Origin of the sequence: Limnohabitans sp. 2KL-1, assembly GCF_003063435.1 — a bacterium.
Classification (GTDB): Bacteria; Pseudomonadota; Gammaproteobacteria; order Burkholderiales; family Burkholderiaceae_C; genus Limnohabitans_A.
Genome location: NZ_NESL01000006.1, coordinates 84,194 through 109,867, shown reverse-complemented (window position 1 = coordinate 109,867; position 25,674 = coordinate 84,194). Strand labels below are relative to the sequence as shown.

General features: G+C 62.5%; 25 protein-coding genes. 9 read left to right on the top strand and 16 right to left on the bottom strand.

Annotated elements, in window-relative coordinates:
- Positions 1–2: 2 nt before the first annotated feature.
- The 3 genes from B9Z47_RS13300 to B9Z47_RS13290 form a co-directional block, all read right to left on the bottom strand.
- A complete protein-coding gene (locus tag B9Z47_RS13300; RefSeq protein ID WP_108331719.1) occupies positions 3–857 on the bottom strand; it encodes a carbohydrate ABC transporter permease in 855 nt (284 codons plus the stop codon).
- Positions 854–1,732 carry a carbohydrate ABC transporter permease gene (locus tag B9Z47_RS13295; protein ID WP_108331718.1) on the bottom strand — a complete coding sequence of 293 codons (879 nt, stop codon included), beginning with the start codon at positions 1,730–1,732 and terminating at the stop codon, positions 854–856. Before B9Z47_RS13295 ends, B9Z47_RS13300 begins: the two co-directional genes overlap by 4 nt.
- Positions 1,733–1,839: 107 nt before the next feature.
- Positions 1,840–3,084: an ABC transporter substrate-binding protein gene (locus B9Z47_RS13290; protein ID WP_108331717.1), complete on the bottom strand. Its 1,245-nt coding sequence runs from the start codon at positions 3,082–3,084 to the stop codon at positions 1,840–1,842.
- 203 nt (positions 3,085–3,287) lie between these two features.
- On the opposite strand from B9Z47_RS13290, the gene B9Z47_RS13285 reads away from it, so the two are divergent.
- The 3 genes from B9Z47_RS13285 to B9Z47_RS13275 are packed head-to-tail and all read left to right on the top strand — an operon-like array spanning position 3,288 to position 6,475.
- On the top strand, positions 3,288–3,956 hold the full coding sequence (locus tag B9Z47_RS13285; protein ID WP_108331716.1) for a response regulator transcription factor: 669 nt from the start codon (positions 3,288–3,290) through the stop codon (positions 3,954–3,956).
- Positions 3,957–3,966: 10 nt separating this feature from the next.
- Entirely contained in the window at positions 3,967–5,481 is a 1,515-nt protein-coding gene (locus tag B9Z47_RS13280; RefSeq protein WP_108331715.1) for a sensor histidine kinase, read from the top strand.
- A gap of 10 nt (positions 5,482–5,491) precedes the next feature.
- Positions 5,492–6,475: a glucokinase gene (locus B9Z47_RS13275; RefSeq protein WP_108331714.1), complete on the top strand. Its 984-nt coding sequence runs from the start codon at positions 5,492–5,494 to the stop codon at positions 6,473–6,475.
- A gap of 2 nt (positions 6,476–6,477) precedes the next feature.
- Here B9Z47_RS13275 and B9Z47_RS13270 read toward each other — a convergent pair whose 3' ends face one another.
- From B9Z47_RS13270 to B9Z47_RS13260, 3 genes are read right to left on the bottom strand one after another with little or no spacing between them, the layout of a single operon-like run.
- Positions 6,478–7,497, bottom strand: coding sequence for a serine/threonine protein kinase (locus tag B9Z47_RS13270; RefSeq protein WP_108331713.1), 1,020 nt, complete (start codon positions 7,495–7,497; stop codon positions 6,478–6,480).
- Positions 7,498–7,525: 28 nt separating this feature from the next.
- The gene (locus tag B9Z47_RS13265) at positions 7,526–8,965 is read right to left on the bottom strand and encodes a bifunctional serine/threonine-protein kinase/universal stress protein (RefSeq protein WP_108331712.1); all 1,440 of its coding nucleotides are present in this window, start codon (positions 8,963–8,965) and stop codon (positions 7,526–7,528) included.
- A complete protein-coding gene (locus B9Z47_RS13260; RefSeq protein ID WP_108331711.1) occupies positions 8,962–9,729 on the bottom strand; it encodes a metallophosphoesterase in 768 nt (255 codons plus the stop codon). The genes B9Z47_RS13265 and B9Z47_RS13260 overlap by 4 nt, the downstream gene beginning before the upstream one ends.
- Before the next feature lie 156 nt (positions 9,730–9,885).
- Here B9Z47_RS13260 and B9Z47_RS13255 point away from each other — a divergent pair, with 156 nt between their 5' ends.
- Positions 9,886–10,338 carry a potassium channel family protein gene (locus B9Z47_RS13255; protein WP_108331771.1) on the top strand — a complete coding sequence of 151 codons (453 nt, stop codon included), beginning with the start codon at positions 9,886–9,888 and terminating at the stop codon, positions 10,336–10,338.
- On the opposite strand, the gene B9Z47_RS13250 is transcribed toward B9Z47_RS13255, so the two are convergent.
- From B9Z47_RS13250 to B9Z47_RS13235, 4 genes are all read right to left on the bottom strand, one after another.
- Complete coding sequence (locus B9Z47_RS13250) at positions 10,325–11,131, bottom strand: crotonase/enoyl-CoA hydratase family protein (protein WP_108331710.1); 807 nt, start codon at positions 11,129–11,131, stop codon at positions 10,325–10,327. The two genes, B9Z47_RS13255 and B9Z47_RS13250, sit on opposite strands and share 14 nt — an antisense overlap.
- Positions 11,132–11,362: 231 nt before the next feature.
- A complete protein-coding gene (locus B9Z47_RS13245) occupies positions 11,363–12,238 on the bottom strand; it encodes a 3-hydroxybutyryl-CoA dehydrogenase (RefSeq protein WP_255418463.1) in 876 nt (291 codons plus the stop codon).
- Between the two features lie 90 nt (positions 12,239–12,328).
- A complete protein-coding gene (locus tag B9Z47_RS13240; protein WP_108331708.1) occupies positions 12,329–13,402 on the bottom strand; it encodes a tripartite tricarboxylate transporter substrate binding protein in 1,074 nt (357 codons plus the stop codon).
- Between the two features lie 43 nt (positions 13,403–13,445).
- Positions 13,446–14,363, bottom strand: a complete 918-nt coding sequence (locus tag B9Z47_RS13235) for a LysR family transcriptional regulator (protein WP_108331707.1) — start codon at positions 14,361–14,363, stop codon at positions 13,446–13,448.
- A gap of 238 nt (positions 14,364–14,601) precedes the next feature.
- On the opposite strand from B9Z47_RS13235, the gene B9Z47_RS13230 reads away from it, so the two are divergent.
- Complete coding sequence (locus B9Z47_RS13230) at positions 14,602–16,080, top strand: S-layer family protein (protein ID WP_158271687.1); 1,479 nt, start codon at positions 14,602–14,604, stop codon at positions 16,078–16,080.
- Positions 16,081–16,216: 136 nt separating this feature from the next.
- On the opposite strand, the gene B9Z47_RS13225 is transcribed toward B9Z47_RS13230, so the two are convergent.
- Together B9Z47_RS13225 and B9Z47_RS13220 are read right to left on the bottom strand one after the other, a co-directional pair.
- Positions 16,217–17,023, bottom strand: coding sequence for an ABC transporter permease (locus B9Z47_RS13225; RefSeq protein WP_108331705.1), 807 nt, complete (start codon positions 17,021–17,023; stop codon positions 16,217–16,219).
- Between the two features lie 2 nt (positions 17,024–17,025).
- On the bottom strand, positions 17,026–17,955 hold the full coding sequence (locus B9Z47_RS13220; RefSeq protein WP_108331704.1) for an ATP-binding cassette domain-containing protein: 930 nt from the start codon (positions 17,953–17,955) through the stop codon (positions 17,026–17,028).
- Between the two features lie 123 nt (positions 17,956–18,078).
- Between B9Z47_RS13220 and asd the strand changes: the two genes are divergently transcribed.
- Positions 18,079–18,936 carry an archaetidylserine decarboxylase gene (gene asd / locus B9Z47_RS13215; RefSeq protein WP_108331703.1) on the top strand — a complete coding sequence of 286 codons (858 nt, stop codon included), beginning with the start codon at positions 18,079–18,081 and terminating at the stop codon, positions 18,934–18,936.
- A gap of 71 nt (positions 18,937–19,007) precedes the next feature.
- On the opposite strand, the gene B9Z47_RS13210 is transcribed toward asd, so the two are convergent.
- The 4 genes from B9Z47_RS13210 to B9Z47_RS13195 are packed head-to-tail and all read right to left on the bottom strand — an operon-like array spanning position 19,008 to position 22,226.
- Complete coding sequence (locus B9Z47_RS13210; RefSeq protein ID WP_108331770.1) at positions 19,008–19,943, bottom strand: uracil-DNA glycosylase; 936 nt, start codon at positions 19,941–19,943, stop codon at positions 19,008–19,010.
- A gap of 8 nt (positions 19,944–19,951) precedes the next feature.
- Positions 19,952–20,449: a ribosomal protein S18-alanine N-acetyltransferase gene (gene rimI, locus B9Z47_RS13205; RefSeq protein WP_108331769.1), complete on the bottom strand. Its 498-nt coding sequence runs from the start codon at positions 20,447–20,449 to the stop codon at positions 19,952–19,954.
- A gap of 8 nt (positions 20,450–20,457) precedes the next feature.
- Entirely contained in the window at positions 20,458–21,234 is a 777-nt protein-coding gene (tsaB, locus tag B9Z47_RS13200; RefSeq protein ID WP_108331702.1) for a tRNA (adenosine(37)-N6)-threonylcarbamoyltransferase complex dimerization subunit type 1 TsaB, read from the bottom strand.
- Positions 21,231–22,226: a DMT family transporter gene (locus tag B9Z47_RS13195; protein WP_108331701.1), complete on the bottom strand. Its 996-nt coding sequence runs from the start codon at positions 22,224–22,226 to the stop codon at positions 21,231–21,233. Before B9Z47_RS13195 ends, tsaB begins: the two co-directional genes overlap by 4 nt.
- Before the next feature lie 53 nt (positions 22,227–22,279).
- On the opposite strand from B9Z47_RS13195, the gene dacB reads away from it, so the two are divergent.
- From dacB to B9Z47_RS13180, 3 genes are all read left to right on the top strand, one after another.
- Positions 22,280–23,971, top strand: coding sequence for a D-alanyl-D-alanine carboxypeptidase/D-alanyl-D-alanine-endopeptidase (dacB, locus tag B9Z47_RS13190; protein WP_233253796.1), 1,692 nt, complete (start codon positions 22,280–22,282; stop codon positions 23,969–23,971).
- 35 nt (positions 23,972–24,006) lie between these two features.
- Positions 24,007–24,261 (top strand): SemiSWEET transporter, encoded by a 255-nt coding sequence (locus B9Z47_RS13185; RefSeq protein ID WP_108331700.1) that lies wholly within the window; start codon positions 24,007–24,009, stop codon positions 24,259–24,261.
- 113 nt (positions 24,262–24,374) lie between these two features.
- Positions 24,375–25,646, top strand: coding sequence for a lipase family protein (locus tag B9Z47_RS13180; protein WP_108331699.1), 1,272 nt, complete (start codon positions 24,375–24,377; stop codon positions 25,644–25,646).
- The last annotated feature ends 28 nt before the right edge of the window (positions 25,647–25,674 follow it).

Below are 25,674 nucleotides of genomic sequence, written 5' to 3'. Positions count from 1 at the left end.
CTTTAGCCTTTGACGGCGCCAGCCGTCAGGCCGCGCACAAAATATTTACCTGCCACCACATACACAAACAAGGTAGGCAATGCCGCGATCAGTGCGGCGGCCATGTCGACGTTGTATTCCTTGACGGCGCTCGATGTGTTGGCCAGGTTGTTCAGGCCCACGGTGATCGGCTTGCTGTCGGCACCCGAAAACACCACGCCGTACAAAAAGTCGTTCCAAATGTTGGTGAACTGCCAGATGAGTGTGACCACCAAAATCGGCAAAGACAGCGGCAACACGATGCGGCGAAAGATCATCCAAAAACCCGCGCCATCCAGCTGCGCGGCCTTGATCAGTTCGTCCGGCAAGCCGATGTAGTAGTTGCGGAAAAACAGCGTGGTCGATGGAATGCCCGCCACCACGTGCACCAGCATCAAGCCCCACACCGAGCTGGCCACGCCCAGCCAGCCCAGCACCTGGCTCATGGGCAAGAGCACCACCTGCATGGGCATGAACACGCCAAACAGCATGAAGGCAAACAGGGTCTCGCTGCCGCGAAATTTCCACTTGGAGAGCACATAACCATTGAGCGAGCCGATCAGCGTGGACAGCAGCACCGCAGGCACCACCATCAGCACCGAGTTCCAGAAGAAGGGCTTGAGGCCTTCGCACTGCACGCCGGTGCAGGCACTGCCCCAGGCTTTGAACCAGGCGGCCAGCGTCGGTGCGGTGGGCAGGCTCAGCAGGTTGCCTGAGCGCAGCTGTTCGGCGTCTTTGAGCGAGGTGGTCAGCATCACATACAAGGGCACCAAAAACCACGCAGCAAACAACAGCAGCATGCTCCACAGGATCAGGCGATGAAAGTTCAAGCGGTTCATCGTTTGCCTCGCAATTCAGAATACAGGTAAGGCACCACGATGGCGGCCACGGTGGCCAGCATCACGGTGGCGCTGGCCGCACCCACACCGATCTGCCCGCGGGTGAATGCGGTGGCGTACATGAAGGTGGCGGGCAAGTCGGTGGCGTAACCGGGGCCGCCCGCCGTGAGCGCCATGACCAGGTCAAAGCTCTTGATGGCCAGGTGCGAGACCACCAGCAAGGTGCTGAAAAACACCGGCCCCAAACTGGGCAAAATGATGCGCCAGTAAATGGTTGGCAAGCTCGCGCCATCCACCTGCGCGGCCTTGATGATCGAGTCGTCAATGCCGCGCAGCGCGGCCAAAAACAGCGCCATGACAAAGCCCGCGCTTTGCCAGACACCGGCAATCACCACGCAGTAAATCGCCATGTCTTGCTGGATCAGCCAGTCAAAACTGAACGACGTGAACCCCCAGCTGTGCATCAGGTGCTCCAGCCCGAGGCCGGGGTTCATGATCCATTTCCAGGCGGTGCCGGTCACGATGAACGAGACCGCCATGGGGTACAAATAAATGGTGCGCAAAACGCCTTCGCCGCGCACCTTCTGGTCCAACAAGATGGCCAGCAACACGCCCAGCGCCATGGCCCCGCCTATGAACAAAACACCAAACACGGCCATGTTGGTCATGGCCACCTGAAAGCGGTCGCTGTCCATCAGGGCGGCGTAATGTTGCAGGCCCACAAATTCGTAGTTAGGCAAGATCCGCGAGGCGGACAGGGACAGGTAGCCGTTCCAGGCCATCAGGCCATAGATAAAAAGCAGCGACACCACAAAACTGGGCGCAATGACCAGCCGGGGCAGCCACGCGGCTTGCTGAGGGGATGATGCAGACATGGGTGATCCAATCGGGGGCCGACGCGGGCTGCGAGCTTGTGGCCCGCAACCCCGTGGCTAAAGGGGGCAACAGGCCGCCGCGATCCGCAGCAGGCCTGCTCAAAGACTCACTTGACCTTGGCCGCCGAAGCGATCTTGGCCTGAGCGTCGCGGGTAGCCATCTTGTCGTCGTTCCAGAACTGGCTGACCGCGTCTTGGATCGCACCGGAAGTGGCCGAACCGATGGCCATGCCGTGCGCCACGGAAGGCACCAGCGCACCGCTCTTGGCCGTGGCCACGAAATCGTTGGAGCTGAGTTTGGCGCAATCGTCAAACTTGGCCAGGTTCATGTTCAGGCGCACAGGGATCGAGCCCTTGTTCAGGTTGAACAGTTCCTGGAAATCGGTGGACATGATGGCCGAGGCCAGGTCTTTCTGGGCCTTGACGTTGGCTTCGTTCTTCAGCTTGAACAGCGCGAACGAGTCCACGTTGAAGGTGAAGGACTTGGCCGTGCCGGGGGCGGCTGCGCAAGTGAAGTCTTTGCCAGGGGTCTTGCCTGCGGCCACAAATTCGCCCTTGGCCCAGTCACCCATCAGCTGCATGCCGGCTTCGCCCTTGATGACCATGGCGGTGGCCAGGTTCCAGTCACGGCCAGCGGCGTTCTTGTCGGTGTAGCCCTTGACCTTCTTGAAGGTGTCGAGCACTTTGGTCATGGTCGCGCCGGACAAAGTGCCTGCATCCAGTTGCACCAAGGCCTTTTTGTAGAAGTCAGCGCCACCGACGCCCAGCGCCACGCTCTCGAACACAGTGAAGTCCTGCCAGTTTTGGCCACCGTGGGCCACGGGAATGATGCCGGCTTTTTTCAGGGCTTCAGCCGCGACAAAAAACTCGTCCCAGTTGGTCGGCACTTTGACACCGGCTTTTTTGAACGCGTCGTTGCTGGCCCACAGCCAGTTCACGCGGTGCACGTTCACGGGGGCGGCAATGTAGTTGCCCTTGTACTTCATGACGTTGGCGACCACGGGGGGCAGCAGGCTGTCCCACTTCTCGGCTTTGGCCACATCGTCGATGTTGGCGAGCACGCCTTCAGCGGCCCACTCTTGCAAAGCGGGGCCTTTGATTTGCGCAGCGGCAGGCGCATTGCCCGAGACCACACGCGACTTGAGCACGGTCATGGCGTTGTCACCGCCGCCACCGGCCACGGCGAAGTCTTTCCAGACATGGCCTTTGGCTTGCAGCGTGGCTTTCAGGGCGGCGGCGGCTTTGGCTTCGCCACCGCTGGTCCAGTAGTGCAGCACTTCGACTTCACCGGCATGGGCAGCCACGGCCAACACAGCGGCTGTGGCCAAGATCGAACGCTGGAACAATTTCATAGCTTTCAAGAGAGTCTCCCGGTTATGGCCTCAAAGGGCCTGAGTGGATGTGCGAGGCGGCAGAACTGCATGCAGGTGGGCCCACATCAACCTCGACGGACCAGATATTAATATTCTATTAATAAATTAACATCAGGTTAAACCCTGACCCCGAATTTGACGATTTAAAGGCCACAGTCGCAACAATCCATTAAGCTTCGGGCATGAAATTGCTGCTTGCCGAAGACGATGCGATGCTGGCCGACGCCTTGACCACCCAACTGGGTGGGGCCGGTTTTGAGGTGGAACACGCGCCCAACGGGGCGGTGGCCGACTATTTGCTGCACAAGCACAGCTTTGACATCGCTGTGCTCGACATCGGCCTGCCGATGATGGATGGCCTGGCCGTGCTCCAGCATGTGCGCCAAACCCACCCCGCCTTGCCCGTGGTGCTGCTGAGCGCACGCGATGCGCTAGACGACCGGGTGGCTGGGCTGCAGGCCGGGGCCGACGATTACGTGACCAAGCCCTTTGACTTTCCTGAGCTGCTGGCCCGCCTGCAAGCCTTGCTGCGGCGCAGCCAGCCGGCCAGCGCTTCGGCCTTGTTTGGCAAGCTGTCGCTGGACGCCCCATCGCACCGGGCCGTGGTGGGCGGCGAGCCACTGGAGCTGAGCGGCCGCGAATGGACGCTGCTGGAACTGCTGGTCAGCCAGCGCGACAAGGTGGTCACCAAAGAGCAGATCAACCAGGCTTGGAGCGACGAGGGCGGCGAAACCGGCGGCGGCAATTCGATCGAGGTCTACATCCACCGCCTGCGCCGCAAACTTGAAGGCGCGGGTCTGGTGATCCGCACCGTGCGCGGTTTGGGCTATCTGATGGAAGCCGAGGCTTGAGCCCCACCCCATGAGCCCGAGCACCCTCCCGCCTGCCCCCGAACAAGCCACCCCACCCGGTCAGGCGGGCGTGTCACTCGCCCGGCAACTGTTGATTTGGGTGCTGCTGCCGCAAATGGTGCTGTGGATGGCCGGGGGCGTGGCAGCCTACAAATTTGCAGCGGGCTATGCCAACCAGGCGGTGGACGCGAGCCTGCTGCAAGCCAGCCGAGCGCTGGCGCGCCAACTCAAGCCCATTGGCAATGGGCTGCTGATCGACTTTCCGCGTGCCGCGCAAGACGTGCTCGAAGCCGATCCGGCCGACAAGCTGCTTTACATGGTCAGCTCGCCGCCCGGGCAATTCATTCTGGGCAACCAGTCTCTGCCCGCCCCGGTCTTGCCCACGCAGGAGGCCGAACCGGTCGAGCCCGAACTGAACACGCCTTATTTTTACGACGGCACCATGCCCGTGAATGGCCGAGCCGCGCTGCACACACCGCCCGGCCAGCCACTGCGCTTGGTGGCGCTGTACCTGCGCTTTGGCGACGAGGCCAACGCCCCCCAGACCATGCTGGTGCAGGTGGCGCGCAGCAGCGCCAACCGCGAGGAACTGGCCCGGCGCATTTTGGTGGACATGCTGCTGCCCATGTCGAGTCTGGTGCTGCTGATGACGCTGATCGTGTGGCTGGGCATCCGCGCCGGGCTGGCCCCGCTGGGCCGCCTGCGCCAGCAGGTCGAAGGGCGGGCACCGACCGATCTGGCCCCCTTGCAACTGGCCTCGGCCCCGCGAGAGCTCTGGTCACTGGCCACCGCGCTCAACACCTTGCTGGCGGCGGTGCAAAGCAATGTGAGCACCCAAAAACGCTTCATTGGCGACGCCGCGCACCAGCTGCGCACGCCGCTGGCGGGTCTCAAAAGCCAGACCGAAATCGCCCTGCAATCGACCACCGACCCCGAGCTGCGCGCCCGGCTGCAGCGCGTGCACGACAGCGCCACCCGCAGCGCCCACCTGGTCAACCAGCTGCTGACACTGGCCCGGGCCGAGCCCGAATCGGTGATGGCCCACGACCGCCGCCGCTTTGACCTGCACCGCATGGCCCAGACCCTGACCGCCGAATGGGTGCCCCGCGCCCTGCGCGTGCAAATCGACCTGGGCATGGACGAAGCGGCCTGCACCCCCGTGTGGGTGGTGGCCAACGAACTGCTGATCCGCGAAGCCCTGACCAACCTGATCGACAACGCGCTGCACTATGCGGGCGCAGGCAGTCAGGTGACGGTGCGCGTGACGGCCGACCACACCAGCACCACGCCACACGCCCTGCTGCAAGTCTCCGACACCGGGCCGGGCCTGGCACCCGCCGATCGCGAACGGGTGTTTGAGCGTTTTGTGCGTGCCAGCGATATCGGGCAAGGCTGCGGCCTGGGCCTGGCCATCGTCAAGGAAATCGTGGAGCGCCACCATGGCAAGGTCCAGCTGGATGAAGTGCTGCCCCATGGCCTGTGCGTGTCGATCCGCTTACCCCTGTCACCAACACCTGCAACTTGAACCCTTCCCCATGAACGCACACCACGCTCAAACCCCTTGCCTGCTGGGCGACATCGGCGGCACCAATGCCCGCTTTGCCCTGGTGCACGGCGACAGCTCGCCCATCACACACGAAGTGACTTTGCCCACCGGGCAGTTTCCTGATCTGGCCGCAGCCGCGCAGACCTATCTGCAGCAAGTGGGCCAAACCGGGGTGCGACAAGCCTGCATCGCCATTGCCAACCCCATCGACGGCGATGTGCTGAAGATGACGAACAACCACTGGCAGTTTTCCATTGAGGCCACGCGACAGGCGCTGCAGCTGGACAGCCTCTTGATGCTGAACGACTGGGAGGCCATGGCCATGGCAGCACCGGCCTTGGGTGGCAGCGACCTGCAACAAATCGGCTCGGGCGAGCCCGTGCCCGATGCGCCCAAGGGGCTGATCGGTCCGGGCACAGGCTTGGGCGTATCGTCGCTGGTGCGTTCGCGACGGGGCGACTGGGTGCCCATTGCGGGTGAAGGTGGGCATGTGAGCATGTCGCCCACCTGCGAGCGCGAAGCCGACATCCTGCGCATTTTGTGGCGCACCCACCCCCATGTTTCTGTCGAGCGCGTGGTCTCGGGCATGGGCCTGGAAAATTTGTACCGCGCCATTTGTGAGCTGAACGGCACCAAGGCCGAAGCCTTGGTGGCAGCGCAAGTGACCGAACGCGCTCTGGCCACCAGCGATGTGGCCTGCGAAGAAGCACTGGACCGCATGTGCCGCCTGCTGGGCAACGCAGCGGCCAACTTGGCCGTGACACTGGGCGCACGCGGCGGCATTTACATTGGCGGCGGCGTGATCGGGCGCTTGGGCAACTACTTTGCGCAGTCGGGTTTCAGGGCCGCGTTTGAGGCCAAGGGCCGCTTTGAAAACTACATGTTGCGCATCCCGACCTACGTCATCCGTGCCGAACAACCCGCGCTGATCGGTTGCGCCATGGCGCTGGGCGTGCAGCCTGCGCGGCGCTGAACTCACACCACCAACGGCGCTTCCTGCATCTGCTCGATTTGCTCTTGCAGCATGAGCACCTGGCCACGCCAATAGTCGGGTGTGCCAAACCAAGGAAAGTTGACCGGAAATATCGGGTCTTCCCAACGCCGGGCCAGCCAGGCGCTGTAGTGGATCAAGCGCAGCGTGCGCAGCGGCTCGATCAGCTTCAGCTCGGCGCGGTCAAAATCGCGCACCTGCTCATAGCCATCCAGCAAGGCCGACAGCTGCTGCGTGCGCTGAGCACGATCGCCCGACAGCAGCATCCACAAATCCTGCACCGCCGGGCCCATGCGGGCGTCGTCCAGGTCCACAAAGTGCGGCCCGCCACCGGGCAATTCGGCAGGCGTCCACAAAATGTTGCCGGGATGGCAGTCGCCGTGCAGGCGAATCAGTTGCCGGTCAGTCGCCCCCTGGGCAAAAGCGTCCTGCACCAGGGCCAGCGCTGCGGCAAAAGCCTCACGCCATTCGCGCTCAACTTCCAGCGGAATCATCTGATGCTTTTGCAGCCACTCGGCCGGCTCCAGCGCAAAACTCTGCACATCCAACGTGGGGCGGTGCGCAAACGGTTGGGCCGCGCCCACGGTGTGGATGCGGGCCAGAAATCGGCCGATCCATTCGAGCACGTCAAAGTCATCCAGTTCGGGCGTGCGGCCGCCGCGCAAGGGGCTGACCGAAAAATCAAACCCGGCGCTCTGGTGCAGGGTCTTGCCGTTCAGCACCATCGGCGCCACCACAGGCACTTCGGCCACCAACAACTCGGCTGCAAAGTCGTGTTCTTCCTGAATTTGTACGCGGCTCCAGCGCCCCGGCCGGTAAAACTTGAGCACCACCGCCGTGCTGCCCTGCACCGGCTCGTCCAGGTGCGCACGGTAGACCCGGTTTTCGTAAGAGCTGAGCGCCAGCAAACGGCCATCGGGCCACAGGCCCAGATCGGTCAGGGCGTCCATCACCCGGTCCGGGGTGAGTTCAGCGTAAGGATGCAAGGCGTTGGATTCGGTCATGCACCGATTGTGGCGCAGCCCAAAGGGCTCAGGCGCTGACCAGTTGCTCGAATGGCAAAGCGGGCTTGACCAGAATCACCGTGCACGGTGCCGCCATGGCCACCTTGATCGGCACAGTGGCCACCCAGCGCTGCATTTGCAGGCCATGTGTGGCCGCACCCAGGATGACCATGCTGACCTGGTTGCCTTCGGCGTACTTGACCAGCGCATCGGCCACATCGCCCGACTCCAGCACATGGAACGAGGTCTGATGCCCGTTCAGGTCCAGCGGCTGCGCCCACTGCTGCAAGCGCGTGAGGTGCCAGCGGTGCACGCTGGTTTCGCTTTTGTCTGACTCGGTCGTGCTGGTGTCGCCCGAGCCCATCACGGTCACGCAGGCCAGCCGCGCCCCGGGTCGGATGCCCAGCGAGCGCGACACCGCTTCGCGCAAGGAATACAGCGTGGCATCGCTCACATCTTTATAAGGCACGGCCACCATCACGATGGGCACCTGCTCGATCTGTTGTGAAGGCAAGGGACTGGGCTGGTACTGCATGCCGGCGGCGCGCAGCCAGCGTTTGAAGTGCACCCAAAAACCCGTGCCCCGGGTCTGGCGTCCACGCTCGGTGATGCGGATGTCGTCGGTGTGCGTCAGGTCAAAGGACAAGTGCGCGGCCGAGGGGTAGCGCTCGGCCGCCACTGGGGCCAGGCAACGCAAAATCACTTCCTGCAACCATTCGGGCAAATCGGGTCGGCGCTGGCGCGGCGGCACCGGGTCCATCCACAAACGCTGGCGCATGCCGCCTGCGGTGGCGGGCTCGCCAAACGGCGCTTCGCCCGTGGCCAGCTGGTAGAGCATCACGCCGATGGCAAACACATCGCTGCGCGGATCGCCGCGCACACCCACCACCTGCTCGGGCGCGATCCAGATCGGCGAGCCCACCGCCTTGCGCAATTCTTCAGCCAGCAAGTCCGGGTAGTGCGCATGGCACGACAAACCGAAGTCCAGCAAAAGTGCCGAGCCATCGGGGCGGATGAGCACATTCGCAGGCTTGAGGTCGAGGTGGCACACGTTCTGGCGGTGCAGGCTGTGCGCGGCCTTGGCCATGGCCGCGCCCAAACGGGCGATCTCGTCGGGCATGAGGGGCGCACCCCGCTCCAGCCAGTGCTGCAAGGTTTGCCCCTGCACATATTCCATCACCAAATACGGGATGCGCGACAGATCCCCCGCCGCGACAAAGCGCGGCACGTGCGGACCCGTGAGCGTGGGCATGATCTGGTGCTCGATCTCGAAGCCGATGATGTTTTCGGCCCCGTCCCCCGCCGTCATGCGCGGAATCTTCATGGCCATGGGGAACTCGGACGCACGGCGCGTGCCATCTGCCGAAGGCGCGTAACGCACGGTGTAAATGTGCGCCATGCCACCGGCGTGCACACACTCGTCGATCTCGAAGCCGTCGATGACTTCACCAGGTTGCAGCAGTTTCAACGTCCAGTCTCCAGGCGATGGGCAAAGTACTCGGGCAAACCGGCCTGCCGAATGGCCTGCGCGGCGGCGGCATGGTCATAGGGCACGCGGTGAAAAATCAACCGCCCTGCGCGCATGTCGTAGATGGCATACATGGCCCGGGGGTCGCCATCGCGCGGCTGCCCGACCGAGCCCACCGTGGCCACGCAGGCACGAAGGCGCGGCACCGGCACGCCCACGCCGGGCGTGGGTCTGAAAGGCATCAGGCCGCGTCCGGCACCTTGGTAATACAGGGTCTGATGGTGAACATGCCCCACCATCACATGGTTTGGCGGAACACCATCGACCACACCGCCGCCCCTGGCAGCATCCAGACAGGCCATGGCGGCACGTTCGCCATCCACATAGCGCCAGGCCTCGGGCTTGTCGGCGCTGGCGTGCACCAGCAGCACATGTTCCACCGTGGCGGTCAGCGGCAGCTGCGCCAAATAATCGCGCTGCGCACGGTTCAGCTGGCCATGCGTCCAGCCGCTCGTGCTCGCACCCAACGAAGCTTCGCCCGGCGGCGGCGAAACCGCCATCGCATCGTGATTGCCTTGCAGCACCTGCGCGCCTTGCGCGTGCAGGGCCATGACCTGATCCAGCACTTGGCCGGGATCGGCACCATAACCGACCAAGTCACCCAAAAAGGCGTGTCCGTCCACGCCTTGCGCCTGGGCGTGAGACAAACAGGCAGACAGCGCTTGCCAGTTGGCGTGCAGGTCTGACAAGAGGGCCAACCTCATGGGGTCTCCTGAATGGGGAATCGTGCCCCATCATCTTCGATGGGCCTGAAGCGAATCTTGCACCCACAGCCGCCCCCACGCCTTGACGCGCATCAAGGCGTCCAAACATCCGTGATGTTCCCAACCCATCGCGCCCGATGGGCGAAAATCCAGCGCATGCCTGAGCAACACCGCCGCCTCCATCGCCTGATCCGCCAGGGCCTGATCTACTCCCTGCTGCTGGCCGTGGCCATCTTGGGGCTGGGGGGTCTGGGCTTCTGGCTGATTGACCCACGCATCGTCACCCTGTCGGACGGTCTGTGGCTGGCCTTCACCACCGCCGCCACCGTGGGCTTTGGTGACGTGGTGCCGTCCACCCAGGCCTCGCGCGCCTTTGCAGTGATCGTGGTGCTGCTGGGCCTGGCCGTGTTGTCGCTGGTCACCGCCTCGCTGTCGGCCATTTTTGTGGAAAAGGAAGTCGAAGACGAAGAGCGCCAAATCGAAAAAGACCTGATGCAGGAAATCGGCCACCTGCGTCAGGAAGTGGCCGATCTGCGGCGCGAGATTCAGGCACGGGAAACATCACGCCCAGCCGACCCATCGGGCGGGTCGCACCTCACTGGCCGGTGAAGCGGGCGGCACGTTTCTCCACGAACGAACGCACGCCCTCGGCGGCATCTTCGCTGCGCGACAAGCGTTGCTGCACAGGCAAAAAGTCGTGCATGGCCACCAGCGGGCCTTGCTCCACACCCTTGAGCACGTTCTGCCGCGTGGCCACCACCGCCAGCGGCGCTTGCGCGGCGATCAGGTCGGCAATGCGCATGGCCTCGGCCAACAAGCCCGCCGCAGGCACCACCTTTTGCACAAAGTTCAGGCGCAGGGCTTCGGCGCTGTCAAACACATCGGCCGTGAGCAAATGCAAAAGCGCATTGCCCATGCCCGCCCGCTCGGCCATGCGCAGCGTGGCACCGCCCGTGGCCATGATGCCGCGCTGCACTTCCAGCTGAGAAAACCGGCAGTCGTCGGCCGCGACCACGATGTCGGCCGCCAGCATCAGCTCGATGCCCAGCGTGTAGGTGATGCCCTGCACCGCCACCACCATGGGTTTGGTGCGGCGGCGGTAGCCTTCCATGCCCAGGTTCAGCGGGTCGACCAGGCCCAGGGGCACAGCTTTTTCGCCACGCTGCATCAGCGGCGCGATGGTGGGCAAATCGAGCCCGGCAGTGAAGTGGTCGCCCGCCGCACACAACACGCCCACGCGCAATGCGGGGTCGTCGTCGAGCCGGGTGTAGGCCTCACCCAGCTCACGGAACATCTTGGGCGTGAAGCCGTTGCGCTTGGCGGGGCGGTTGATGCCAATCTGAAGGACTGCACCGTGCACGCTGCAGTCGATCTGGCCTTCGGGGTGGGGGGTGGTGTTCATGGCCTCATGGTAGAGGTCGACATGGCGATGTCGCGTTCACGAACGTGACAGCCTTCATCGAATGCCTGCACCCCAGCGAGCGGTGTTTGGCCGGGTGTTGCGCCCGGCGGCGGCGAGCCGACTTCGCCGTCCCTCCGCTGGCGCTCCGGGCACGCTGCATTGCTCGCCGGCTCATCACGGCGTGAAGTCCAAACAGGGCATCGCCTTGCTTGCCCCGATCCCAACTGGCGTTCAGTACTTGTAAACGCCCTGCCCGGTCTTGCGGCCCAGACGGCCTGCGGCCACCATTTCTTTGAGCAAGGGGCTGGGGCGGTATTTACTGTCGCCGAATTCCTTGAGGTAGACCTCCATCACGGCCAAGCACACGTCCAGACCAATCATGTCGGCCAGCGCCAGCGGGCCAATGGGCTGGTTGCAACCAAGCTTCATACCCGCGTCAATGGCTTCGGCTTCGGCCAGTCCTTCGCCCAACACAAAGAAAGCCTCGTTGATCATGGGCACCAAGATGCGGTTGACCACAAAGCCCGGTGCGTTCTTGACGGTGATCGGGGTTTTGCCCAAGGCCAGCGCCATGTCGTGCACCGCATCGTGCGTGGCGTCGCTGGTCTGCAGGCCCCGGATGATCTCCACCAGCGCCATCATGGGCACAGGGTTGAAAAAATGCATACCGATGAAACGGTCAGCGCGCTGGGTGGCAGCGGCCAACTGGGTGATCGAGATCGACGAGGTGTTGGACGCGATGATGACGTTGGGCGCCAGCAAGGCATCCAACTGCTTGAGGATCTTGACCTTGAGTTCGTGGTTCTCAGTGGCGGCTTCGATGACCAGCTGAGCGCCCTTGAGGTCGTCGTAACTGCTGCTGCCTTTGATGCGTGCCAGCGCAGCGTCCTTGTCGGCCTCGCTGATCTTTTCTTTCTTGACCAAACGGTCCAGGCTGCTGGTCACGGTGGCCACGCCCTTGGCCACGGCCGCGTCCGAGATGTCGACCATCACCACCTGAATGCCTGACACCGCACACGCCTGTGCGATGCCATTGCCCATGGTGCCTGCGCCAATGATGCCTACGGTTTGAATGCTCATCTTTTTTCCTTGAAATGCATGTGAAATGAATTAAATATCTTAGCTGCGACTGATGTCTACCCACTGACACGTCTGTCTGTGCCAACATCTTGCGGGTCGGCTGTCATTCCTGAAGTTTCAATGGGGCTGGATTTTGACCAACTTTGTCCACCACTTTTTTTCTTCGGTGATTTTCACTGCAGCGCCGGCAGCATCCAAAAATGGCGCACTCATCTCCAACGAACGTAACTCATTCAAAAAGTCTGTTTTTCGAATGATCTGTCCCCATTTTTGGGTCAGCGTCAATTTGAGCTCGTCTGACATTTGGGGGGACGCCAACAGATAAGCGGTGGAGGCACTGTAGAGCCCGGAATAGCTTTCGGACACAGTGGGCGTGTTCGGAAAAAGACGACTGCGACGCTCTCCGGTCACGGCGAGAATTCTGATTTGTTGGGATCTCTCATACTCCCGGGCCGTCACCAGACTCAAAAGCCCGAATGACAACCGGTCCTCGAGCAAGTCGGCCAACATGGGTACCCCACCTCGGTAATGGATCATTTCCGCCTTCGTCTGCGCACGATCGAGCATCAAGCGGGCAGTCAGATCATGGACCGTATTGGCCCCCGGCGTGCCAACGGTCAGTCTTTTCAATGAATCGGTCTTATTGCCCAGCAAATCATTCAAGGTGCGAAATTTTGATGGGTTGGCCACAGCCACCACAAACGACGTGCTGCCCAACGTCCCTATTGGAAATAAAAGAGACAGGTCTACCGACTGTGGTGCTTGGGTCACATGAGAGACGATCAATGCCGAATCTCCAACCAGCAAAGTCGGCGATTCGACATGGGCATACAAGACCTCATTGGCGGCCAACACGCCCCCGGCACCGCTCACATTTTTGACCACCACGGGCCTGTCAATTTCTTGCTCCAAATACTTGGCGACCACTCGCGCCAACCGATCACTCAAACCGCCTGGCGCATAACCGACCACCAGCGTAATGGGCCGCATGTGACGCTCGATCAGCATGGCTTGAGAACCCATGTGCGCAAGCAACAAAAGGGCTGCAAAGCAACGCATACTTTTTAACCACCGACTCAAGGCACGCTCCTTGCTGTCATGTGGACTGCAAAGCCCATAAGAACTGCGCGAACTGCGGGCTTGAACTGATGCGCTGCGGCCAATGCAACGGCGTGTGGACACTGAGTCCATGCACCCGTCCAAGTTGCTGGCAGCCCATCACCGATCACGCTATTCACAGAGCCAAGTCGTCCGTGGCATTTGTGTTGGCCTGAGCACAAAGATGGTCCAGCAAACCACGCGCTGCGGCGGTCAACGATGCGCTGTTGATACAGCCGATGACATGCCGGCGGTGAGCCCAACGGTCTGACAGCGGGATGATTTTGAGTTCAAAGTAGTCCGCATACACCTGCGCCACCTCACGGGGACAGAGCCCCACATAAGCGCCTTTTCTGACCAACCTCAACAAAGCCTCAAAGGTCGGCACTTCGATCCGATTGTTTTGGGACAAGCGGTCGAGAACCCCACTGCGCTCGAGCATGACCTCGACCAACCTGGTGGTTTTGGTACGTACCGTTTGGTAGCAAGCCGCCTCTTGGTATGTCAGCGTTTCGCGCTGCGCCAAGGGATGCGATCGATGGACAACGATTGAACCTTTGTCGTAGCAATAAGGAAACGTCTGCAAACCCGACGTTTCCGCGGCATCCCAAAACACGCCCATCGCTGCACGACCCGCACGCACGCTATCAACAATCGTCTGTTTGTCCGCCTCCTTCAAAATGATCCGGACATTTTTGTTTTCCTCAATCGAGAGAAAACCCTCTATGTCATCCAGCAAACGCCCTGCCGTCATGCTGAAAGAACCCATGATGGTGACGATTCCCGTATGTTGTTTTTGCCGCTTTGGTAACAGGTTTTGCAGATCTTCGACAAGGCCGAGCAAATGCATGGATTTTTCCAACAAAAGCAAACCCTCGGGTGTCGCTTGCACCCCACGACGGCCACGTTTGAGCAACTCGGTACCCATCTCGGACTCCAATTGCTGGATCTTGCGCGTCAGGGTCGGCGCTGACATCTCCTCACGGGAAGCCACATGATGCAAGCTGCCGAGCTCGCACACGGCCGCAAAAAGTCGGAGATTTTCCGTTTCCATCCATCACCGCTGCTGTTCATTGACAAATCACGGCCCTGCTTGTGCGCATGCGCCTTTGACAATATTTGTGATTTTCAATATTTGAAATTCTATTGAACGAATTTCGATCTTATTTTCAATGTTAACACTTTTAGAATTTTTGTCGTGTGAGATTCAGAACCGTGAATCAGCGCAGCAAAAGAGAAATATTTAATTACTTTTCAAAGGGAATTCAATGCATTCAGGTCTTTCAACATCCATGTCTTCCTTCGGCCAATTTCGACGCCAAGTCGCAGCAGCCATGTTGGTGGCTTTTACAACCTCGTTGGTGGTGGGCTGCGGTGGCAGCAGCCTCTTGCCCACGGCAGGCACACTGGATGCCACTTTCGGCGCGGGTACGGGCGATGGAACACCCGATGGTGTGGTGGGTCGCTCTTTGGGTGCGGGCAACGACTATGCCAAAACCATGGCCGTTCAAACGGACGGCAAGATCGTGGTGGCGGGCAGCACCACCAGCGACGCCAACGGCGGCACCAGCAACATCGTGGTCGAGCGCTTCAACAGCGACGGCAGCCTGGATGTGACTTTTGGCGTGGGCAACAGCGACGGCTCCCCAGATGGCACGGTCACCCTTGATTTGGGCGACTCCTCCGATGTCGCCATGGCTGTCAAAATTCAGGCCGACGGCAAAATTGTCGTGGCAGGCACCAGCAAACCCACCAACGGCACCAGCAACATCATCCTGGTTCGGTTGACCAGCGCAGGCGTGCTGGATACCAGCTTTGGCGCTGACGCCAACGATGGCACGGTGGCAGGTGTGGTGGCGGTGGACTTGGGCGGCGCTGGCGAAGATGTCGCCAATGCCTTGGCCATCCAAGCCGATGGAAAACTGGTCGTTGCAGGTTCCACGACGCTGTCGGGCACCAAGAACCTCATGCTGGCCCGTGTCAACACCAATGGCAGCTTGGACAGTGCGTTTGGTGCCAGCGGCACCGATGGCACACCAGCGGGTGTGGTCAGCATCAGTCTCGGTGATGGTGATGACCAAGCCAATGGCTTGGTCATCCAACCTGACAACCGCATCGTCGTTGCAGGCACCACACGTGCGGCAGACAGCACGACCAATGCGTTTGTGGCGCGACTGAACTCGGATGGCGAGCTGGACAGCTCTTTCGGTGTGGGATCCGCCGACGGCACGGTGGACGGCGTGGCTGGCATCTCATTTGGCAACGGCAATGACGCGGCCAGTGCAGTCACCCTGCAATCAGATGGCAAGATTTTGGTGGTGGGGGCAACCACCGCTGCAGACAACTCCACGAACATCGCTGTCGCTCGCCTCAACACGGACGGCTCGCTCGACAATTCTTTCGGTGCTGACGCATCGGACGGCACACCCCACGGCGTCACAGGCCTGAGCTTGGGCACAGGCAATGACACGGGCGTTGCCATTACCATGCAGGCAGATGGCAAGATTGTCGTGGCAGGGTTCACGGTGGCCAGCGATGGATCCACCAACGCAGCTGTGGCACGCTTGCTCAGCAACGGCACGCTTGACACCTCTTTCGGCCAAGGCAACAGCGATGGCACTCCTGACGGTGTGGTGGCCATTTCGCTGGGCGCTGGCAACGACTTTGCGCACGCGCTGGCCGTTCAGTCAGACGGCAAAATTTTGATCGCTGGTGACCGCACGAATGCAGGCTCGAGCGACGTTTGGTTGGCCCGACTGCTGGCGATCTGAGGTTTCGTGCTTCGCACATCGCACCAGGCCTTCAAGCCGGGAAAGCCCTCCTCGGAGGGCTTTTTTGTCTTTGCAGCACAAATAGGTCTGAAATGAAACGACGTCGGACTGGCAAGCGCAGACCCTGTCAAAACCATCAACGCCTGAACCGCTTGCGTGTCAACGCCAGCGCCACCCAGAACGACACCACCGCAAACACCGCCAGCACCAGCACATGGCGCAGCGGCTGGTCGGGCCAGCGGTCCAGAAACAAGGGGCGCACCAGATCCACCGCCACCGACAGCGGCAGCCAGTCGGCAATCACGCGCACCAACGCCGGCAGTTGCTCACGCGGAAAAAAAATGCCCGAGAGGAACATCATGGGCGTGAGGAACAGGGTGAAGTAGTAGGTGAAGAAGTCGTAGCCTTTGGCCAGCGCGTTAAAGATCAGCGCCATGCAGCTGAAGGTGATGCCCACGCCCAGCAGCACGGGCCAAGCGACCAGCAGTTTCCAGCTGTGGCTGATGCCCAGGGCAAGCATCACACCCAGGATGGCGGTGACGGTGAACAGCGCCTTGAAGGCAGCCCAAAGCATTTCGGCCAGCACCACGTCGTCCAAGCGCACCGGGGCGTTCATGATGCCGTCCCAGGTTTTTTGCACATGCATGCGCGAGAACGCCGAGTACAGCGCCTCAAACGTGGCCGCGTTCATGGCGCTCATGCAGATGCTGCCGCTGGCCAGATACAGGATGTAGGGCACTTTTTCGCCGCCCAGCTCGATCTGGCCGACCAGTGAACCCAGGCCGTAGCCAAAGGCCACCAGCCACATCAAGGGCTCCGCGATGTTGCCCACCAAGCTGGGGATGGCGAGCTTTTTCCAGACCAGCCAATTGCGCTGGAACACAGGCCACCAGCGCATAGACAGGCGGGGCGCGGCCCAGATGTTGTTTTGAATTTGGCTCATGTTCAACCTTCCTCTCGGATCTGGCGTCCGGTCAATTTCAAAAAAAGGTCTTCCAAATTAGAAGGTCGGTGCAAGGTGCGCAGCGCGGGCCAGGCCTCCAGAGCGTGCATCAGGGCGCGGCTGTCTTGGGTGTAGAAGAAAACGGTTTCGCCGCTCACCTCCACCCGGCCTGCTAACGCTTTCAGGCTGGCTTCTTGCGCCAGCGCCACCGCGCCTTGGCCAAACACCTCCACCACTTCGGGCTCCAGGTGCTCGGCGATCAGGTCGCGGGGTTTGCCTTCGGCGATCTTGCGGCCTTGGTCCAGCACCAACAGGCGACTGCACAGGCGCTCGGCCTCGTCCATGAAGTGGGTGGTGAGCAAGATCGACTTGCCTTCTTGCAGCAGCACCTGCAGGCGCTCCCACATCAGGTGGCGCGCTTGCGGGTCCAGGCCCGTGGTGGGCTCGTCCAGCATCAGCAGTTGCGGGTGATTGATGAGGGCGCGCGCCAGACTCAAGCGGCGCTTCATGCCGCCCGACAACTCGCCGGGCTTGGCCTTGGCTTTGTGGCTGAGGGCGCCAAATTCGAGCAGCGGCGGGATGCGCTCGCGGATCACGGCGTCTGGCAGGCCAAAGTAGCGACCAAAGACCAGCAGGTTTTCTTCCGAGCTGAAGTCCGGGTCCAGCGTGTCCATTTGCGCCACCACCCCCAGCCGGGCCTTGATGGCCAGCGCGTCACGCGGCATTTGCAAGCCATCAAAGTAGCGGATGTCGCCACTGTCCGGCTCGGACAAACCCAAGCACATGCGCAGCGTGGTGGTTTTGCCGGCACCGTTGGGGCCGATCACGCCCAGGCATTCACCGGGCTCGATGTGGAAAGACAGGTCATTGACCACCGTGGCGTCGCCGTAGCGTTTGACCAGATGTTCGACCGAAAGCAATGGGGAGTTCATGCGCAGATTGTGCCTGCTGTGACGCAACCATTCGGCCGCAAGGGCGGACTCCCACAGGGGAAACCCGCAGCTACGTCCCGATAAAATCAGGGTCTTCTTGTGAACCGCGCTCGCGGCCCCTTCATGTCCAGTTCCTTTTCTGACCGCCTGGCGGTCCTGCCGCAATACCTGATCCCCAAACAAGCCCTGACCGCCTTTGCGGGCTGGGTGGCGGGCAGCCAGTGGGGCGGCGTGACCACCGGCATCATCGACCGCTTTGTGCGCCGCTACAACGTGAACATGGCCGAAGCGGCCAATCCGGACACGGCCAGCTACAAGAGTTTCAACGCCTTTTTCACGCGCCCATTGAAGGACAGCGCCCGCCCGCTGGCAGCGGCCGATTTTGTGAGCCCCGTGGACGGCGCGATCAGCCAGTGCGGGCCGATTGCGGGCGACCGGGTGTTTCAAGCCAAAGGCCACAGCTACAGCACGCAGGCGCTGGTGGGGGGCGATGCGGCGCTGGCCGCGCAGTTTCAGGACGGCGAATTTGCCACGCTGTACCTCAGCCCGCGTGATTACCACCGCATCCACATGCCTTGCGCGGGCCGCTTGACCCGGATGATTTACGTGCCGGGCGATCTGTTTTCGGTCAACCCGACCACGGCCCGTGGCGTGCCCGGCCTGTTTGCGCGCAACGAGCGGGTGGTGTGTGTTTTTGAAGGCGAGCACGGCCCGTTTGTGATGGTGCTGGTGGGGGCCACGATTGTGGGCAGCATGGCCACCGTCTGGCACGGCGTCGTCAACCCGCCACGCCCGGGCACGGTGCGCGAATGGGCTTACGAGATGGGCAACATTGCCTTGGCGCAAGGCGAAGAAATGGGCCGCTTCCTGCTGGGCTCCACCGTGGTCATGCTTTTCCCGCAAGGCGTGATGAAGTTCAACGCCGATTGGACGCCTGGCAAGCCCATTGTCATGGGTGAAGCCATGGGCACCCCACGCTGATCGGGGACCTTATCGGAGGCTGAAGCCACCGCCACAGGCCACAAGGCCGGGCGTGGCGACACGGCCATGTTTCAGGCCTTGACCACCTTCAGTGCCAGCACCAAATCGGCCCAGGCCTTGGCCTTGTCGGCCGAGTTGCGCAACAAGCTGGACGGGTGGTAAGTCACCACCACCGGCACCCCCTGAAAGTCGTGCAAACGACCGCGCAACTTGCCCATGGGCTCCGTGCTGCCCAGCAAGGTCTGAATGGCGAACCGGCCCATGGCCAGAATCACCTGAGGCCGCACCAGCGCCACCTGTCGCGAGAGATACGCCGAGCAAACCGCCAACTCAGCCGCCTCGGGATTGCGCCCACCAGGCGGCCGGCATTTGACGGCGTGGGTCAGGTACGCCTCGTTTCGAGGTGACAAAACTTCATCCGGCCGAGCCATGCCCACACGACGCACACCCACCGCCTTGAGCATGTTGTCCAGCAATTGGCCCTCCTTGCCTGTGAAGGTCTGGCCTGTCTGATCGTCTTCTTCAGCAGGCAAATCCCCTACAACCATCCAGGAGGCCTGTGCATGGCCCGACCCCAGAAGCGGCGCTTTGCGCGCACTGCACAAAGCGCATGAGGTGCAGCCATTGACGGTGGTTTGCAATTCATCCCAGCCCATGCTCGACACACCATCCGGCACAGCGGAAAAAGCGCCGCCCGAGACGACAAGCGATGCTGCCGGCGGCACCGCAACTGCTGCGCGCTGCGAGCGCGCAGCAGGACCACTGCGGTCCAAGTTGGGGGGCACAGGCTGCGCACGCGAGGGCTCAGCCGTGCCGGGTGTCACCAGCGCTGCAGCAGCACCCGCCACGGCAAGGGGATTGGCCTGACCTGCAGCCGGGGCTGCATCCAGCGTGTTGCCGGCCGGCAAAGGTGCCGACGCAGACGACGGCCACCACACGCGCACGCCCATCTCGGCCAGCATGGCGCGTTGGCGGTCGTCCAGGTCGAATCGGGTGGGGTCGCTCATGTTCAGGCTCACAATTTCAAACTCATCACCACCGCATGCTCACGCTGCTGGCGGCCTGCCGGATAGTAATCCTTGCGGATGCTGACCTGCTTGAAGCCATGGCGCTCATAGACCTGCAAGGCGCGCTGGTTGCTTTGGCGCACCTCCAGCCACAGCCACTGCGCGCCTGCGTGGCGCGACATCAGCGCCAAGGCGTCCAGCATCATGCGCCCCCAACCCTGGCCTTGACGGGCTGGGGCCACGGTGATGTTGAGCAAGTGCATCTCTTCAAAGCCTCGCATGGCCAAAAAGTAGCCCAACAATTCGCCGTCCAGCCACAGGCACAGGGCATCAAACAGCGGGTTGAGCGAGTCCTGAAAATTACCGCGCGTCCAGGGGTGGCTGTAGGCGGTTTGCTCGATGGCCATGACCGCATCCAGATCCTCCTGCGTCATGGGAGCCAGCGTGACGCGGTTGCGCGTGGCTTCTGATGGCTGCGGGCCTGTGGACAACTTGTCGGCGTTCATGACCGAACTCATGGCTGCGCGGCGGCCTTGGCCTGCAGGGCCTCGGCCTTCATGGCCTCGCGCTCGGCGGTGGTGTTGGCCACCTTGTCGCGGATGTACAGCGGCATGGCCTGCTCGGCCGGCACGGCCAGGCCTTGCGCCCACAAGGCGGGGGCCAGGCGCAGCAAGGCGGCGGCTGTGGGCAAGGCCTCGCACCGCAAGCCATGGGGCGGCAAACGCTCGCCATAAGCCGCAAACGCGTTGCCCGCCTGCAGCACGCGCTGGCCCGTCGGCATCGCGACACTTTCGGGCGCGCCGACCCGCAAGGGTGCGGCTTCCTGCCAAGCCCCGTGACCTGACCACTGCCCCTGCACCCAGCGGTAAGCAGCGCTGTACACCTCGTCCATGCGGGCGTCCAGCAAGGCCAGCACAGTCAGCTCGGCATCGGGTGCCGTCACACCCGCCTGCACTTGCGTCCAACGCGCCTCTTCGGCCACGGCCAGCAAGGTGTCGACGGGCAAAACCGGCACGTCTGCGCCAAAAGCCAGGCCCTGTGCCACGGCGCACGCGGTGCGCAAGCCGGTGAATGAGCCCGGGCCACGGCCGAACACGATGGCGTCCAGCGAAGCCAGCGGCATGTCGGCCTCGGCCAGCAGGGCCAGCACTGCCGGAATCAGGCCACTCGAGGCCTGCGCGCCACCGGGCAGGGTTTGTGTCCAAAGCCGTTCGCCGCGCGCTGCGGCCAACGACAGCACGTCGGTGCTGGTGTCAAAGGCCAGCCAGCGCTGCCCGGGGGTGGTGCTCATGGCTTTCCTCCGGCCTCGACAGGGCCCGCTGGAAAAGCCGCCTGAGCCACAGGCTTTGGCGCCTGGCGCACACCAAACAAGATGCCGCTCGTCACCAGCGCCAGCCCGGCCCACAAATTCCAGTGCATGGGCTCACCCAAAAACCAGACTGCACCCAGCGCCGACAAGCCCGGCACCAGCGCCGTGATCATGGTCGAGCGAACCGGGCCGTAATGGCGCACCATCTGCGTGAACGTGATGCCCGAGATGACGACCGAGCCCACACCCTGAAACAGCGCCTGAAACAAGATCTCGGTCCATGGCACCAACAGCAAGTGGGTGGGCAACGCCCCCACGCCGATCAAGACCAGGTACACCGGCACAAAACCCACAAAAGCAAAGGCGGTGATGGCCATGGTCGCGCGGACCGCATCCAGACCGCCCCGACGCACCATCACGCTGTATCCCGCCCAACAGCAAGCCGCCGCCATGAACAGCAAATCGCCCTTCCAGACCTCGCCCCCGTCAAAAGCCATGAGCAAGCTCGCGCCGCCCACCAACACATCGCCCAACACAATGAAGCCCAAGCCCAGAGCGCGGGCCGAAGACACGTTTTCACGCAACACCAGCCAGGCCAGCAAAGTGGTCCACAAAGGCAAGCTGCCGGGCATCAACACCGAGGCGTGCGTGGCGGGTGCGTAAAAGAAGCCTGTGTAGGCCAGCACCGCGTACAGCAAGCCACCTAAAAAGCCGACCTGCACGGTCGGAACCAACGGCAAGGGAGACAAACCGCCCAACGAACCGACCTTCTGTCCTGCCTGCCGTGCAGAGCGCATCAGCCACCAAGCCCAAGGCAACAAGATGCTGCTGGCCCCCAGAATGCGGGTCAGCGCAATGTCCAGAGGCAACAACCCCCGGGACGCTGAGGCGCGCGCAACGACAATGAAACCGGTCCAGATGAGCACCGTGATGGCGGCCGAAACCAGACCCACAGTTTTTGAAGAAAATCGCATGGCCCGGATCATACGGCCCCGCCGCTGCGGACTCTGCCCGTTAGACTTGCCCGATGAGCCCGCTCCGCGCATTGCGCCATTTTTTGACCTGCCATTCGACCCATGCCCTCAGGGCGCCCGCCAACGCTTTACCCACGGCCGTGAGGTCCCTGCTCTTGCCTGCAGCCTGGGCCATCTGGCGGACAGGCGTGTGCGGTTGGCCACTGCTGTCGGCGCTGGCCTTGGGCGGTGCCTTGGCAGGGCCCGCCAGCGGCCAGAGCGTGGACATCCCCGCCCCCCAAGCCCCATCAGGGCGCGCCCAGACCGATTTGCCGCTGGAGGTGATCCACACCCTGCGTCAGGCGAAGGTCCCGCCTTCGGCCCTGAGCGTGCAGATCACCCCCTTGCCCGATGGCACTGCGGCTGCCAAAGCCTGGCCCCGCCACTTGTCGCACCACGCGCAAGCCAGCGTGAACCCCGCGTCGGTCATGAAGCTGTTCACCACCTACGCCGGCTTGAGCCTGTTGGGGCCCGACCACGTTTGGCGCAATCAGGTGTACACCGATGGCCCTGTGCGCGATGGCGTGCTGCACGGCAGCCTGATCGTGCGCGGCAGCGGCGACCCCAAGCTGGTGGTCGAGCGCCTGCAGGACCTGCTGGCCCAGGTCCGGGCGGCGGGCGTGCGCGAGGTGCGCGGTGACATCGTGCTTGACCGCAGCGTGTTCGACGTGCGCGAGCGCAGCGAGCCCTTCGACGACGAGCCCCTGCGCCCTTACAACGTGGGGCCGGACGGGCTGCTGCTCAACTTCAAGGCCGTGGTCTACAAGTTCACACCCGATACCGCCAGCGGACTGGTGCAGGTGCGCTTTGAGCCGCCACTGGCCGGTTTATCGGCACCCACGCAACTGCCGCTGAGCCAAGCCCCTTGCAGCGACTGGCGTCGCCAGTTGCAGGCCGACTTCAGCCAAGCCCAGCAAGTGCGCTTTGCGGGCCGCTACCCCGCCAGCTGCGGCGAGCGCGAATGGCCCGTGGCCTACCCCGAGCCCGAAGCGTATGCGCCGCGCGTTATGCAGGCACTTTGGCTGGGCGCGGGCGGGCAGCTCACAGGACAAGTGCGCTACGGCACACGCCCGGCCTCGGCCAAGCTGCTGCTGGAAGCACCGTCCCTGCCCCTGTCCGCGATCATCCAGGACATCAACAAATTTTCGAACAACGTGATGGCCCAGCAGCTGTACCTCACGCTGTCGAGCGAGCTGGGCGCACCCGGGCGCTTGGAGGCATCGCGCTTGCGGCTGTCGCAATGGTGGCGTCAAGGCTTTGCCGGAGTTGACGAGCCGGTGCTGGACAACGGCTCGGGCCTGTCGCGCACCGAGCGCAGCACCGCGCAGGCCCTCACGGCCTTGCTGCAGGCCGCGCACGCCAGCCCGCACGCCCGGCATTTTGTCGACTCGCTGGCCATCGCCGGGGTGGACGGCACCGCTGCCCGCCTCAAAGACCGCAGCCCACAGTCGCCCGTGATCGGCAACGCCTGGCTGAAAACCGGTTCCCTGCGCGACGTGGCCTCGGTGGCCGGTTATGTGCAGGGGCAAAGCGGCCAGCGCTACACCCTGGTGGCCGTGCTGCACCACCCCAACGCGCACCAGGCCCGGGCCGCGCTGGACCAGCTGCTCGAATGGACCGTGCGCGACTTGGACGCGAGCACCGCCAGCCGTCGGCCACCCAACACCCCAGAACGCAAGACCGCACAACGCAGTGCAGCACGTTGAACACACGACACCCGCACACGCAGGGACTTCCCCACATGAACCTCATCGACTGGGTCGGCTCTTTGGCCGCCTTCCTGACCACCGCCAGCTTCATTCCGCAAGCCTGGCAGACCTTTCGCACCCGCGACGTGAGCGGCATCTCGCTGGGCATGTACAGCCTGTTCACTGCAGGCGTGGCCCTGTGGCTGGTCTATGGCATCTTGCTGGTGGCCTGGCCGATCATCATCGCCAACACCATCACCACCAGTTTGGCACTGATGATTCTGGTGATGAAGCTGCGTTACCGATGAGGGCTGCGAGACCTTGAAATACATCGGTATATACCCCATGGCTTGAACTGCCCGGCACCTATAAAGTCATTGAAAAAGAACGCCCGTTCTTTTTCAATCACTGGAGACAAGGCATGAAAACAATGAAGTACGGCATTTCAATTCTGGGCGTTGCGCTGTTGGCTGCTTGCGGCGGCAGCGATACCCCACTGGGCTCCTTGGTCGAAACACCCGTGTTGCTGACCACACTGACCAAAGCGCAACTCAATGCCGGCCCCTTGGTCGGCCTCAGCGGTCAAGCCAAGTGCGATGTCAAAGTGATTTCATTGAACTATGTGACCCCAGGCGTCAAAGGCGAAAGCACCAATGCCTCAGGTGTTTTGCTCCTGCCCACGGGCACCGATTGCACGGCGGCTGCGCCCTTGGTGGCCTACGCCAAGGGCACCGACGTCCAAAAACCCCGCACACTGGCCAACCCGCAGGACAGTGAAACAGGCTTGCTGGCGGCCATGTACGCTGGACAAGGCTATGCGGTGGTGGCCACCGACTACTTGGGTTTTGCCAAATCCAATTACAGCTTCCACCCTTACCTGCATGCCGACTCCGAAGCCACCTCGGTCATCGACTCGATCCGGGCGGCACGCCATGCCGCCGTCGCCATGGGCGGCAGCCTCAATGGCAAGGTCATGCTGACGGGCTACTCGCAAGGGGGCCACGCCTCGATGGCCGCGCACCGCGAAATCGAAAAAAATCTGCCCGGCGAAATCCAGGTGGTGGCCGGTGCACACCTGGCAGGCCCTTACAACCTGTCGGGCTCCATGAAATTGACCGAGGCCATTGCGGGTTACCAGTTCTTCGTGCCTTACCTGGTGACCGCTTGGCAAAAAATCTACGGCACGCTGTACAGCGACGTGAAAACCGCTTTCCAGACCCCGTACTCAGACTGGATCGAAACCCTATTGCCCAACCCCACACTGACCTATGCCACCTTGGTCGGCAGCGGGAAATTGCCCGGCATGAACGGCGAGACGCCCAACCAGGCACGCGATGCCTTGTTCCAGCCCGCCTTTGCTGCGGACATTGCGACCAATCCGCAAAACCCCGTCTATCTGGCGGCCAAGAAAAACGACCTGCTCGACTGGACGCCCAAGTCCAAAGTCCTGCTGTGCGGCGGCAGCGGTGACCCGACCGTGCCACCGGCCGTCCACCAAACCGTGATGAAAGCCGCATTCGATGCCAAAAACCTGACCAACGTCAGCTCGGTGGACGTTGATGCAACCATTCGGTACGTTTACGGTGAGGTGCTGAACGCCAGTCCCGCCTCGTATTACGCCGCTTACCACGGGACGTACGAGCCACCGTTCTGCCACCAGCAGGCCAAAGCACTGTTTGACAGCGTGAAATAATCAACCGTCCCAGCGCAAAACCAGGCCC